The organism is Paenibacillus physcomitrellae (assembly GCF_002240225.1).
Lineage (GTDB): Bacteria > Bacillota > Bacilli > Paenibacillales > Paenibacillaceae > Fontibacillus > Fontibacillus physcomitrellae.
Window position 1 is genome coordinate 4,457,762 of record NZ_CP022584.1, and the last position, 12,513, is coordinate 4,470,274.

The following is a 12,513-nucleotide window of genomic DNA, read 5'->3' on the forward strand; positions in this document are numbered from 1 at the left end:
TATGAAAGTTGTGTTATCCACGCTGAATGCTAAATATATTCATACGAATATGGCGATCCGGCTCCTGAAAGCTTACAGCCAGCACGAATTCGACATTGAACTGGCCGAATATACGATCAAAGACCCGGTGATGAACATCGTTTCGGATTTGTACCGCCGTCAGCCGGATGTGATCGGATTCTCCTGTTATATCTGGAATATCGAAGAAACGCTAAAGGTCGTTGAAATTTTGAAAAAGGTTATGCCGGAAACGGAAATCGTGCTCGGCGGGCCGGAGGTTTCTTACGATACCGATTATTGGATGAAGAGAGTGCCGGCCATTGATTTTATTGTTATGGGCGAAGGTGAAGAGACGTTCCATCATCTGCTCCAGACCATTGCCGGGGACCGCAAATTTCATTTCGTCTACGGCCTTGCTTACCGCAAAGGCGATGAAGTCGTGTTGATGCCGGGCCGGCCGAAAGCGGATCTGAACAGTCTGCCCTCCCCGCACCGTTTCCCGGAGGACATTCCGGAGCTAGGCAAAAGAATTGTTTATTTCGAGACCAGCCGGGGCTGCCCGTTCAACTGCCAGTTCTGCTTGTCCAGCATCGAGGTCGGTGTCCGGTATTATGATATCGAGCGGGTGAAGGCGGACATTTTGTACCTGATCGCGAATGGAGCCAAGGTCATCAAATTCCTGGACCGGACGTTTAACATCAACCGCAGCTACGCCATGGAAATGTTCCAATTCCTGATCGAGAACCATCAGGGCTGCGTGTTCCAGTTTGAGATTACAGCGGACATCATGCGGCCGGAAGTGATGGATTATTTGGCTGAGAATGCGCCGCCGGGGATTTTTCGTTTCGAGATCGGCGTCCAGTCCACCAACGACCCGACCAACGAGCTGGTCAAACGCAGACAAAATTTCACGAAGCTGTCGCGCACGGCCATGACGATTAAGAACAGCGGCCGCATCGACCAGCATCTCGACTTGATCGCGGGTCTGCCGCTGGAGGATTACGACACGTTCCGCAAGACGTTTAACGACGTGTTCGCGATGGAGCCGGAGGAGCTGCAGCTCGGCTTCCTGAAAATGCTGCGGGGAACCGGGCTGCGTCACGATGCGGACAAATACAATTATGTCTACATGGACAACGCGCCTTACGAAATTTTGAGCAGCGAATGGCTGCCTTTCTCCGATATTGTCCGCTTGAAGCGCCTGGAGGATGTACTTGAAAAATACTGGAACGCCCACCGTATGGACCATACGCTGCGCTATTTGATGAAACACGAATTCGATTCGCCGTTCGACTTCTTCCAGGAGTTCGGGAATTACTGGGAGGAGCAGGGCTGGCAGCGGATCGGGCACCAGCTGGAGGATTTGTTCATCCGGCTGGATGCTTTCCTTAAAGTACGGGGCCTGCGGCATCCACAGATCGTAGCCGGTCTGATGAAAGCTGACTATCTGCTGAACCACAAGTACAAACCGCGTAAAATCTGGTGGGAAGACCGGATGCACAAAGAGGAACGGACGGCCCTGTACCACCGCTTGGCCGAGCTGTCCTTAGCCATTTCGGCGGACGGTGCGGCTGGTGCTTCTGGAGCGGCTGCTGATGACGGCCAACGTTCAGGCTGGCCGGGAAGTCTGCGCTTAACCGAACGGGAGCTGCTCAAATTGGGTGTCCTGGAGCGATTGCCTTTCTCCAGCGTGGAGGAAGCGGTCGAACGGGGACCTGAAGCTGCCGGTCATGAATCCCTGTTTGTGGTGCTGTATCAGCAAAATGAAGATGAGAAGCCGTTTTATTTCTCGGTGGATGCAGGTCTGCTTGCAGCGCAATCCTAGATTGCAAGGGGACGTGCCGAAAAATAAGGCAAGGCATAAAGCCGCTGGAGCCGCAGCATAAGCTGCCGCCCAGCGGCTTTTTTTTTGCAGGTCTGGATCAGATCCTGCACCCAACGCTCGAACAACTTGAAACCTTTGCGATGGTTGCCGAACTCGAGCGGAGCGCCTAGAGCAATCGTTCGAAAGCTGACGGCGCGTGCCACACGAACTTCTTGAGCGATGTCTACACCTATGACTAAGTGATGAATGGTAAAGTTTTCAATGAGTTGAATTTGCTTGTCTTGCGCCTTAAACTTCCTAGTAGAGCGACCTCCTGATGTGGATTTTAGGGGCTTTTGACCCGCTGCGTAATCCCGTCGTACAGAGGCGCTTGTTTTGTTCAAACGCCAAAATAATTGTAGGAAACAAGCTAGCTGCACACGGCTGACGGCCGACTATAAACCGAACGAAACAAACGTAACTACAGGGAAAATACAGATTGATGTGCTATCCTTTTTATGGAGGGATACGTTTATGTCGATAAGAATATTGCTTGTCGAGGATGATGAGCATATCGCAGGTACTGTAAAAGCCTTTTTGAACGAGGCAGGATATAAAGTGGATGTTTGCTTTGATGGTGACGAGGCGCACTCCAGATTTTTCGGCGACTCCTATCACCTTGTAATATTTGACGTTCTGCTGCCGGGGATGAACGGTCATGAGCTTTTACGGGAGTATCGCAAGATCAGCAATGCTCCTGTTCTAATGATGACCGCGCTTTCCGACGATGAGAGTCAAATCAAGGCATTTGACGGGCAAGCGGATGATTATGTGACCAAGCCGTTTAAGATTCAGTTATTACTTAAGCGTGTGGAAGCACTGCTTCGGCGAAGCAATGCTTTGACCAAGGAGGTCCGCTTTGGCAAGCTGACGCTTTTACCGGAAGATTTCAAGGCGTTTTATGAGAGCGATGAATTGCTTTTGACCCTTAAAGAGTTCGAAATCTTAATGCTGCTTGTGCAAAATAAAGGCAGAACCCTACCCCATGAAGTCATAGTATCCCGCGTGTGGGGTTATGATTCTGACGGCGACAGCGGCACCGTGCATACCCATATTAAAAATCTGCGGGCGAAGCTGCCGGAGAATATCATTAAAACAGTACGCGGGGTGGGTTACCGATTGGAGGAAGAATCCTCATGAAAAACCACGGGATTTTTTTCAAAACCTTTATTTATACAGCAGTCTCGATCTTGCTGCTCGTAGTTGTGACTGCGGCGCTGTTTTCGCAGCAGTTCAAGTCATTCTACAGAACGATACAAAACCGGCAAATCGTTGCCTCCTATGAGCCCTTGGAGAGACGGATTCAAAGAAATGACAATATTGTTGAAGCGGCTGAACGCTTTTACGAAAACAATCAGTCGTTTGAGTTTATTATTACGGATAAGAATGGCGGCTTAATATTCGCCACGCCGAACGCCGAAGCGCCGGACAGCTTTGATGGCGATTTTTTCTACGTTGTGCATAATGATAAAGATTACACCATAACCGCCCAAAGCCGTACGGGTTTAGAATCCTTTTACCAGGATTTAATCATCCGGGGCAGCCTAGTGTTTGTTGCAATTTTTGCGCTCTGTCTTATCTGCGCTTACGTCTTTGCGCGGAAAATGACCACGCCTATTAAGCAGCTCGCGGACAGCGCAGGCAGGATGGCAAGTCTTGAGGATGTTCCACCGCCGCAGGAACGCCAAGACGAGCTTGGCGCCTTGGCGCGTGACGTACATTTCATGTATGGCAAGCTGAAAGAAACTATATCCCAATTAGAGGATGAAATCCTTCGAGTACGCGAGATGGAAGAAACGCAGCGATACTTTTTCTCAGCGGCATCCCATGAGTTAAAAACACCCATCGCGGCAACGAGCGTTTTGCTGGAGGGCATGCTTGAAAACGTTGGTGATTACAAAGACCATTCAAAGTATCTTCGCGAATGTATCAAAATGATGGACGCGCAGAGCGAGAAGGTTTCCGAGATATTGGAAATCGTGCGCCTCGATGACGGGAAAGTGACTCCTGTTCCTGAGAAAATAGATATTCGGAATATGGTGACCGGGTTACTGCCAGAATTTCAAACCATAACGGATGCGGGCGGTCAGCGAATGGTTGTGGATATTCCTGACGGGCAAACTTGCTTTTCCGACTCTAAAATGCTTCAAAAGGCGCTTTCCAATATTATTGTGAACGCGGTGCAAAACACGCCCACAGGCGGCGAAATCCGGATATGGAGCGAACTCATAGATAAGCAGTACCGCCTTTGCGTACTTAACACAGGGGCGAGGATTGATGAGGCGGTTCTGCCGAAATTGTTTGACCCGTTTTATCGTGCGGATAAGGCGAGAGAACGGAAAGATAAGCGAAGCGGCTTGGGACTGACCCTTGTTCGGAAAACATTAGAAACGATGAATATCCCATATGCTTTGGAAAATGCCCCGGATGGCGTTCTATTCTGGATGAATTTACCGATGGAGTGAATAACGCAATAGGAGATCGAAGTTAATGAGACTGGAAAAGCAAAATCATCTTACAATCGTGTTGTTTGTGGTATATATGCTATTGCTGATAAGTATCATCCTTTTTAAGCTCCCGTTTTATTCGGCTGAATTATCGGATGGAATACGAGTCATCAATCTGATTCCGTTACAAGGGTCATTCGATGCGAGCGGAGTGATTGTTTTTAGAGAAATAAGAGATAACATACTCATTTTTATCCCTTTTGGAATCTATCTTTGTCTGCTGAAAAACGAATGGCGTTTTGTGAGAAAGGCGTTTGCGGTTATCGCTCTGTCTTTAACGTTTGAGGTCCTCCAATTTATTTTCGCATTGGGACGTACCGATGTAACCGATATCCTTAGCAATTCGCTTGGAGGAATCATCGGTATAGCCGTTTATGCTACATTAGTGAAGATATTCAAAAGCAGGACAAACAAGATTGTAACTGCAGTTGGTTTGATCGCAACTATTTATGTAGCCGCACGTTTCGCTCATCTGTTCTATCTCAATCATTTTGTTATGAGGCAGTTACCGCCGCGCTGACGAAATGAATCGTAATCTATACCGACCGACAGGGTTTGTCCCGGTCGGTTTTTTTTTCGGCTACAGACAAACTACAGATTGGCTACAGGGAAAGTACAGATTGAATTGTCATCATAAAGCCATACGAATCCAAAATCACAAGGAGAATTTCAAATGAAGAAGCTAATCACGTTCATTGGGTTTGCTTGGCTCGCGGTTTCCCTCGCCGCCTGCAGCAATAGTGGGAATGCGCCGAACAGAGGCACGACAACGCCGCCGCTGGCTGCTGCCACAGAACCGCCCCTACAAGGAGACGCAGGTTCAACTCACGCAGAGGATGGTTTGCGTGCTTTGGAGCAGACAGGAAATACGAATCGGCCGCAACAAGATGTCATCCCTTCTAATTCACAGAGCATTTCGGTGGATATTAGGGCTGCAAACGCCTATGTGCTAAATGTGGATACAAACAACGTTCTCTTTCAAAAAAAAAGCGATGAGCCTATCGCTCCGGCAAGCACAGCAAAAATGCTCACAGCCTTAACGGCCTTAGAGTATTTCTCTCTTGACGATACATTGACAGTTGGCCCGGAGATAGACCTGATAGCCGCTGATTCTTCCAAAGCAGGGCTTCACCTAGGAGACCAGCTGACGTTCAGACAGCTTTTAGTCGCTTTACTGCTCCCCTCCGGCAATGACGCCGCGTACACCCTCGCTGTTAATACAGGAAAAAAGATAGCGGATGGTGGAACGCAGAACGCTATTGAAGCGTTTGTGAGTGCGATGAACCAGAAAGCAAGGGAAGTTGGTGCGGCTTCTTCCAATTTCGAAAATCCCGACGGCTATGACGCTGACGGGCAGTACACAACCGCTTTTGACCTCGCTCAGATAGCAAAAGCGTGCTTAGAAAATGAAACCCTATCTGAAATCATGAGCAGCTATAAGATAAGTGATACATGGCTCAGCGGGCGGCAAGTTACTTATCACAATACCAACGAGCTGATCAACCCTAACAGCAGGTATTATTATCCGGGTGCTATCGGACTAAAAACGGGTTCTACGGACGACGCCGGTTCCTGTCTTGTTTCGGCGGCTGATATAAACGGACAGACGTACATCAGTGTTGTCATGGCTTCCTCTGCGGGAATCCGGTTTACCGACAGTCTTGCCATTTTCAGCGCGATAGACCCGGAGTTATCACTACCCCAGGAAAACAATACCTCCCTTGCGGTCGCTCCCGGGGGGCAGAGGAGGCGTTAAATGATGAGTTAAGGAGGTAAGCATCTGTGAACCATATCGGAATTACGGTTTATGGTTGTGAACAGGATGAAGCGAGGGTGTTCCATTCGGTTGCTCTGCGCTTTGGGGTTATCCCTAAAATTACAGATTCCACAGTCTCGGAACAAAACGCATGGCTGGCTCAAGGCAATCCTTGCATCAGCGTAGGGCATAAATCGGAAATTTCAGAAACAGTCCTTTCCGCATTAAAGAAATACGGGGTGAAATATATTTCTACCCGAAGTATCGGTTTTAATCATATAGATATGAAGGCGGCAAAACGTATGGGTATCGCTGTTGGCAATGTAAACTACTCGCCGGGCAGCGTTGCCGACTATACGTTAATGCTGATCTTAATGGCTATTCGCAACGCAAAAACGGTCGTAACCGGTGCGGAAAGATATAATTACAGATTGGATGCCGTCCGGGGGAAAGAACTGCGCGATATGACTGTAGGCGTATTGGGGACAGGGCGTATCGGTACGGCGGTGATCGAGCGGCTGTGGGGATTCGGCTGTCATGTACTGGCGCACGGACGCGCCCAAGATTCGCCGATCCCATCTGTGCCGCTGAATGAACTCTTGCACCAAAGTGACATTCTCACCATTCATGTACCGCTCGACACTGGCACTTACCATATGATCGGACGTGAAGAGATGGCATCAATGAAGCAGGGTGCCTTTCTTATCAATACGGCTCGCGGCGGCATTGTGGATACCGAAGCGCTGGTCTGCGCGCTAGAAAGTGGACATTTAGGCGGTGCGGCATTGGATGTTATAGAGGGCGAGGAAGGACTGTTCTATTTTGATTGCATGAAGAAACCGATAGACAATCCGTTTTTAATAAAGCTCCAAAAGATGCCGAATGTCATTATCACGCCGCATACGGCTTACTATACCGAACGTGCGTTGCGCGATACCGTAGAAAAGACAATATTGAATTGTTTGGAATTTGAAAGGGGCAGGCGATATGGATAAATTGAAAATTGCAATCCTGTTTGGAGGCTGTTCTGAAGAACACGATGTGGCAATCAAATCGGCAATAGAGATTGCAGGTCATATGGACACGGAAAAATATGAGCCGATCTACATCGGCATAACCAAATCTGGCGTTTGGAAAATGTGTGAAAAGCCTTGTGCGGAATGGGAAACAGGCGATTGCCTCCCTGCCGTGCTTTCCCCTGACAGAAAAAACCATGGGCTGATTGTTTTTCAAGAAAACACCTATCAAACCGTGCCGATCGACGTTGTATTCCCTGTTTTGCACGGAAAAACCGGCGAGGACGGTGTACTGCAAGGTTTATTGGAATTATCCGGAATCCCCTATGTGGGCTGCGATGTTCAAAGCTCCGCGCTTTGCATGGACAAGTCGCTTACGTATACGGTCGTGAAAAGCGCGGGGGTACCGACACCAGACTTTCTAATCCTGCATCACGGTGAACAGCCGGATTACAGCAGCCTTTCTTATCCTGTGTTTGTGAAACCGGCGCGTTCCGGCTCGTCGTACGGCGTAACGAAAGTAAACGGCCCTGATGAATTGGACTCCGCCATTAAAACCGCAAAACAGTATGACAGCAAAATCTTAATTGAGCAGGCCATTTCAGGAATTGAGGTTGGCTGTGCCGTGTTAGGAAATGACCCTGACTTGACAGCCGGTGAAGTAGACCAAATTACGTTATCTCACGGTTTCTTTCGTATTCATCAGGAGAGAGAGCCGGAGAAAGGCTCTGAAAACACCATTTTTACCGTTCCGGCAGAGATTCCAGCAGAGAAACGCATAGAGCTGCAGGAAACGGCGAAAACGATTTATCAAGCGCTGGGTTGTAAGGGGTTAGCTCGTGTAGATTTATTCTTGCAAGAAAACGGGCGTATTGTCCTTAACGAAGTCAACACCTTGCCCGGATTTACGTCATACAGCCGTTATCCCCGCATGATGGCTGCGGCGGGCATAACGCTTACCGAGTTGATTGACCGTTTGATAGAGTTGGCCTTGGAGGGCTGATGGGTATGGAAAAGGGATTTGTGTTTATCGATGAGGTCGTTTCCGGCGTTCGTTGGGACGCTAAATATGCTACGTGGGATAATTTTACTGGAAAGCCAGTTGACGGATATGAAGTCAACCGTATAGCGGGTACGATTGAACTGGCGGCAGCGTTGCGGGAAACCAAGAAGCAAGCCGCCGCTCTTGGATACGGCTTGCTTCTTTGGGATGGCTATCGTCCACAGCGTGCGGTGGACTGTTTTCTTCGTTGGTCAGAACAGCCAGAAGATGGTCGTACCAAAGAAAGATATTATCCCAATATAAACCGAAGAGATATGATTACAAAAGGATATGTAGCGTCAAAATCAAGCCATAGTCGAGGGAGTGCCATTGATCTCACGCTTTTTCAATTGGACACCGGCGAGCTTGTGCCTATGGGAACCGGCTTTGATTTTATGGACGAGCGTTCGAATCATACCTCAAAGAACGTATCGATTATTGAAGCGCAAAACCGCTGTATTTTGAAAACGATCATGGAAAACAGCGGATTTGAGCACTATCCCTACGAATGGTGGCACTATGTGCTCAAAAACGAGCCATACCCTGATAGATATTTCGATTTTCTATTGGGGGGGTGAGTTGCGGAGGACTTTATTCCTGCAATTCATTAGCTTTCCTTATTCCCTGGCGGTAGCTTCAGACAATCAAAGTCGCATAAACTGCGGCTTTTTTTGTGTTTGATGCGGGGAAAATGGAGCATAGGCCCGGAAAGAAAGTCAGCAGCGCGGGCGAACTGGCCTATGCCTACGAAGGGTCGGCTGCTGACAGCCTGCCGGCCTGCCGGTCCAGCCACTGGAGCACATCGCGTATCACTTCTTCTCTGTTGAATTCATGGAACAGCTCATGCCGGGCTCCGGGATAAAGCTTCAAATCCACATGGCGAAGGCCAAGCCGGTTATAATCGGCTGCCAGCCGCTCCACGCCTTTGCCGTTGTGGCCGACCGGATCTTCGGCTCCAGAGAACAAAAATACCGGTTTATCGACCGGGATTCTCGCCATGTGCTCTGGCCGGTGGATCTCCCGCAGCAAACGGAAGAAGTCGCAGAAGAAACCGGCGCTGCACAGCTCGCCGCAATAGGGATCGGCTACAAACCGGTCGACCTCAGCCGTGTCCCGGGACAGCCAGTCAAACGGGGTGCGGACCGGCTTGAACTGCCGATTGTAGGGACCAAAGACCAGGGCGTTCAGCAGCAGGCTTGGCTTGCGCTCGCCCTGAAGCCGGCATTGCAGCGCGGCGAGCTTCTCGCCAAAGGAAAGAAACGGCTGTCTGCCGCAGCTGCCGGTCAGCAGAAATCCGTTATAACGTTCAGGGCCGGTATACATCACCTTTTGCACCAGAAAAGAACCCATGCTGTGGCCAAGCAGAAACACGGGTAGTCCGGGATGCCGTTTGCCGATTTCCTCGCGGAGCAGCAGGATGTCTTTGACCATGCCGTTATGCCCGTCTTTGCCGGCATACCCCAGTCCTTCGTATTGATCGGCCGTCCGTCCGTGACCGCGCAAATCTGCGGCATAAACAAGATAACCGTGCCGGACAAGCCCGGCAGCCGTTTCTTCGTAACGTCTGCCCGTTTCGGCCATGCCGTGAACGATTTGCACGATCCCTTTGAGAGCAGCAGGAGCTGCCAAGCCTAGGTTCCGATTCAGGTTGACAGGATCCACAGCTTCTTCTTGGGAGAACCCGTCATGAGCCTGAGACTGTTTTTCTTGATTCTGAGTTTGATCCGTATCAGCATCCTCTTTAGAAATGCCGACAGGAGGCTCCGCATGTTCGGGCCCCCAATGATATACGTAAACGGACTGCAGATCTTCATTAATAAAGGAGAAAGGCCGTTCAACCACTATATCCGACATCCTTTCATTTATCGAGTTTACGACTGTACGGGCTGAAAGAACTCGATGCGTTCCCCGTCAGGACCGCTAAAGAAGAAATAACGGCTTCCGTTCGGCAATTGGTTGATTTGTTTATCGAGGCCCGACAAGCCTAGTTTGGCGATTCTATCGTATTCCTGCTCGATCTGGCTGACGGTAAAAGCAAGGTGGTGAACGCGCCCTTCATTCGCCAGTTCCTCCGGATCTTGTTTGTGGATCAGTTCGACTTCGACATTTGTCTGGTTGGGAAAAGACATGAAAGCCAGACGTACCGGAGCGTCGACATCGCCCAGCGTTCCCGCCAGCTTCAGGCCGATCACCCGGCTGTAAAATTCAATCGAATCCTCCAGGGCCGATACCCGGATTCCGACATGCTCGATTTTGTGTACGCTCATAATAGACTCCCCTTTTATGGATATAGATGTTCATCAACAAAGTTGGATGCTCAATAAAGTTAGAACTCATTACTTAGTAAAAATAGAATCGCGATCCTCTTTTATTTCTTCTCGATCGCGATCAGATAAGGCGCGGCAGCACGCTGCAGCTGCCGGTAAATGATCGTCTGCCCCGAGGCAGACGGCAGTTCCCTCGCCCAAGCCTCGACACGCTCGGCTTCGGCGGCACCGCCGTCGTGGCCGGGGTACACGACAGCGGTGATCAGGCCGCGCGGCCGCAGCAGCCCAAGCGAGGCGTCAAGCGCCTCGATCGTGCTGTCCGGCAGCGTAATGACCGCCTTGTCGGCGTCCTCGCTCGGCAGGTAGCCGAGGTTGAACATCACGGCCCCGACCCGGCCGTGATGCCTTGGATCCAGCGCAGCCGCCATTTCGGCATGGCTGCGCTCCAGCAGGGAAACCGGCGCAAGTCTGGCGCCGGTCTCCCGCGCTTTGGCGAGCCGCTGGGCCGCCAAAGATAATGCTTCGGCTTGAATATCGAAGCCGAAGACTTGTCCCTTGCGGCCGCAGGCTTCCGCAAGGAACAGGGTGTCCGCGCCGGTGCCGACGGTCGCGTCCACCGCGGTGTCGCCGGGCTGGAGCCGCTGCGACACCAGCTGGCGGGCAAAGCTGAGCACGGAGGGGAAGCCCATCAGCGTCCCCTCCAGTATTTGCCCTGCCAGGAATCACGGCTTCGCAGCTCCTTGTCGATGCCGTTCAGCACTTCCCATTTCTTTAGGCTCCACAGGGGGCCTATAAGCAGATCGCGCGGCGCATCGCCGGTCAGCCGGTGCACAATCATTTCCGGCGGCAGGAACTCCAGCGTATCCACGATCAGCTTGATATATTCATCCTGCTCCAGGAAGCGGAGCAGTCCCGCTTCGTACTGCTTGACCATCGGCGTCTTCCTCATCAGATGGAGCAGATGGATTTTAATACCCTGCACGTCCATCGCCGCAACAGCCCGGCCCGTATCCAGCATCATTTCGTGTGTCTCCTGCGGAAGGCCATAAATGATATGGGCGCAGACTCTGATGCCGCGTTTGCGCAGTTTCTCGACGGCGTCAAGATAACACTTTGTATCGTGGGCCCGGTTAATGAGCTGTGAAGTGGATTCATGAACCGTCTGCAGCCCCATTTCCACCCACAGATAAGTCCGCTCATTCAGCTCAGCTAAATATTCGACGACATCGTCAGGCAGACAGTCCGGCCGGGTAGCGATGGATAAGCCGACAACGCCAGGCTGCTCCAGGATCACTTCATAATATTCGCGAAGCTCCTCAACCGGAGCGTACGTATTTGTGTAGGCCTGGAAATAGCCGATGTATTTGGCATTCGGCCATTTCTGATGCTGCCGGTCGCGGATCGTATTGAACTGCGTGACCAGGTCGTCGCGCCGCCGGCCGGCGAAGTCGCCCGATCCCCGCGCGCTGCAGAACGTGCAGCCGCCCGTTGTGATGGATCCGTCCCGGTTGGGACAGGTAAAGCCGGCATCCAGCATGACTTTAAACACTTTTTCGCCAAATTGCTCTTTCATCTCGGTATTCCATGTATGAAATCTTTTATCGCTCCACAACAAGGGGGAGGAAGAAGATAAAGTGCTCATAAAATGCTCCTTTATTTTTAAAAAATGAATTCCCCTGTTTCGTTATCCAACTGTCCGGGTAATAAAGGGAGAACATCTTTCATTGTATCAAAACTTGTGAAAAAAGGGGAATTCAGCTTCCCCGGCCATTCTTGCTTTGCCACTTTAAGTATGCTATTTTATATAAGCGTATTAAAGAGGACGGCAGCAGAGGGGAAAGGGATTTCCCGCCCTGCATTTTGAATTTCGCATTTTGCTTTCTGGGCGGCTAGCACACCGTAACCGGACGAAAAGCGGAACCTGACTTTGTTGGACCCCAATTCCAAATATAGAAAAAGGAATCCTTACAGCTGCTACCCAGCGGCTTTCAGGGTTCCTTTTTCATTAGATTAGCCTTTACTTTTCGTCCATTCTTGGGCAAAATATAGTGTCAGGTACTA

At 50.4% G+C, this 12,513-nt stretch carries 12 protein-coding genes and 1 pseudogene; 8 read left to right on the top strand and 5 right to left on the bottom strand.

Annotated elements, in window-relative coordinates:
• The first annotated feature begins 1 nt into the window (after position 1).
• Entirely contained in the window at positions 2-1,825 is a 1,824-nt protein-coding gene (locus CBE73_RS20060; RefSeq protein WP_094095751.1) for a B12-binding domain-containing radical SAM protein, read from the top strand.
• A gap of 89 nt (positions 1,826-1,914) precedes the next feature.
• On the opposite strand, the pseudogene CBE73_RS22720 reads toward CBE73_RS20060, so the two are convergent.
• A pseudogene (locus CBE73_RS22720) lies at positions 1,915-2,097 on the bottom strand (IS110 family RNA-guided transposase); the annotation flags it as partial.
• A gap of 241 nt (positions 2,098-2,338) precedes the next feature.
• On the opposite strand from CBE73_RS22720, the gene CBE73_RS20070 reads away from it, so the two are divergent.
• The 7 genes from CBE73_RS20070 (at position 2,339) to vanX (ending at position 8,763) form a co-directional block, all read left to right on the top strand.
• On the top strand, positions 2,339-3,004 hold the full coding sequence (locus CBE73_RS20070) for a response regulator transcription factor (RefSeq protein WP_094095752.1): 666 nt from the start codon (positions 2,339-2,341) through the stop codon (positions 3,002-3,004).
• Positions 3,001-4,329, top strand: a complete 1,329-nt coding sequence (locus CBE73_RS20075; RefSeq protein ID WP_094095753.1) for a HAMP domain-containing sensor histidine kinase — start codon at positions 3,001-3,003, stop codon at positions 4,327-4,329. The genes CBE73_RS20070 and CBE73_RS20075 overlap by 4 nt, the downstream gene beginning before the upstream one ends.
• Before the next feature lie 25 nt (positions 4,330-4,354).
• Positions 4,355-4,891, top strand: coding sequence for a VanZ family protein (locus CBE73_RS20080; RefSeq protein ID WP_094095754.1), 537 nt, complete (start codon positions 4,355-4,357; stop codon positions 4,889-4,891).
• A gap of 153 nt (positions 4,892-5,044) precedes the next feature.
• Positions 5,045-6,127 (top strand): D-alanyl-D-alanine carboxypeptidase family protein, encoded by a 1,083-nt coding sequence (locus CBE73_RS20085; protein ID WP_094095755.1) that lies wholly within the window; start codon positions 5,045-5,047, stop codon positions 6,125-6,127.
• 26 nt (positions 6,128-6,153) lie between these two features.
• A complete protein-coding gene (vanH, locus tag CBE73_RS20090; protein ID WP_094095756.1) occupies positions 6,154-7,122 on the top strand; it encodes a D-lactate dehydrogenase VanH in 969 nt (322 codons plus the stop codon).
• On the top strand, positions 7,115-8,146 hold the full coding sequence (gene vanA / locus CBE73_RS20095) for a D-alanine--(R)-lactate ligase (RefSeq protein ID WP_094095757.1): 1,032 nt from the start codon (positions 7,115-7,117) through the stop codon (positions 8,144-8,146). Before vanH ends, vanA begins: the two co-directional genes overlap by 8 nt.
• A 5-nt stretch (positions 8,147-8,151) precedes the next feature.
• Entirely contained in the window at positions 8,152-8,763 is a 612-nt protein-coding gene (vanX, locus tag CBE73_RS20100) for a D-Ala-D-Ala dipeptidase VanX (protein WP_094096440.1), read from the top strand.
• Between the two features lie 166 nt (positions 8,764-8,929).
• Here the strand turns inward: vanX and CBE73_RS20105 are convergent, their stop codons facing one another.
• The 4 genes from CBE73_RS20105 to mnmL all read right to left on the bottom strand — a co-directional run bounded on the left by CBE73_RS20105 (position 8,930) and on the right by mnmL (position 12,094).
• Positions 8,930-10,027, bottom strand: coding sequence for an alpha/beta hydrolase (locus CBE73_RS20105; protein WP_229752652.1), 1,098 nt, complete (start codon positions 10,025-10,027; stop codon positions 8,930-8,932).
• Between the two features lie 29 nt (positions 10,028-10,056).
• Positions 10,057-10,452, bottom strand: a complete 396-nt coding sequence (locus CBE73_RS20110; RefSeq protein WP_094095759.1) for a VOC family protein — start codon at positions 10,450-10,452, stop codon at positions 10,057-10,059.
• A gap of 101 nt (positions 10,453-10,553) precedes the next feature.
• The gene (gene mnmM, locus CBE73_RS20115) at positions 10,554-11,141 is read right to left on the bottom strand and encodes a tRNA 5-(aminomethyl)-2-thiouridylate-methyltransferase MnmM (RefSeq protein ID WP_094095760.1); all 588 of its coding nucleotides are present in this window, start codon (positions 11,139-11,141) and stop codon (positions 10,554-10,556) included.
• Positions 11,141-12,094: a tRNA modification radical SAM protein MnmL/YtqA gene (gene mnmL / locus CBE73_RS20120; RefSeq protein ID WP_094095761.1), complete on the bottom strand. Its 954-nt coding sequence runs from the start codon at positions 12,092-12,094 to the stop codon at positions 11,141-11,143. The genes mnmM and mnmL overlap by 1 nt, the downstream gene beginning before the upstream one ends.
• Positions 12,095-12,513: the final 419 nt, after the last annotated feature.

Excerpts from the sequence above, each read along its gene's own strand:
- CBE73_RS20110 (WP_094095759.1), bottom strand. The coding sequence starts at position 10,452 with ATGAGCGTACACAAAATCGAGCATGTCGGAATCCGGGTATCGGCCCTG.
- CBE73_RS20070 (WP_094095752.1), top strand. The coding sequence starts at position 2,339 with ATGTCGATAAGAATATTGCTTGTCGAGGATGATGAGCATATCGCAGGT.
- mnmL (WP_094095761.1), bottom strand. The coding sequence starts at position 12,094 with ATGAGCACTTTATCTTCTTCCTCCCCCTTGTTGTGGAGCGATAAAAGA.
- mnmM (WP_094095760.1), bottom strand. The coding sequence starts at position 11,141 with ATGGGCTTCCCCTCCGTGCTCAGCTTTGCCCGCCAGCTGGTGTCGCAG.
- CBE73_RS20080 (WP_094095754.1), top strand. The coding sequence starts at position 4,355 with ATGAGACTGGAAAAGCAAAATCATCTTACAATCGTGTTGTTTGTGGTA.
- CBE73_RS20075 (WP_094095753.1), top strand. The coding sequence starts at position 3,001 with ATGAAAAACCACGGGATTTTTTTCAAAACCTTTATTTATACAGCAGTC.
- vanA (WP_094095757.1), top strand. The coding sequence starts at position 7,115 with ATGGATAAATTGAAAATTGCAATCCTGTTTGGAGGCTGTTCTGAAGAA.
- CBE73_RS20085 (WP_094095755.1), top strand. The coding sequence starts at position 5,045 with ATGAAGAAGCTAATCACGTTCATTGGGTTTGCTTGGCTCGCGGTTTCC.
- vanX (WP_094096440.1), top strand. The coding sequence starts at position 8,152 with ATGGAAAAGGGATTTGTGTTTATCGATGAGGTCGTTTCCGGCGTTCGT.
- CBE73_RS20060 (WP_094095751.1), top strand. The coding sequence starts at position 2 with ATGAAAGTTGTGTTATCCACGCTGAATGCTAAATATATTCATACGAAT.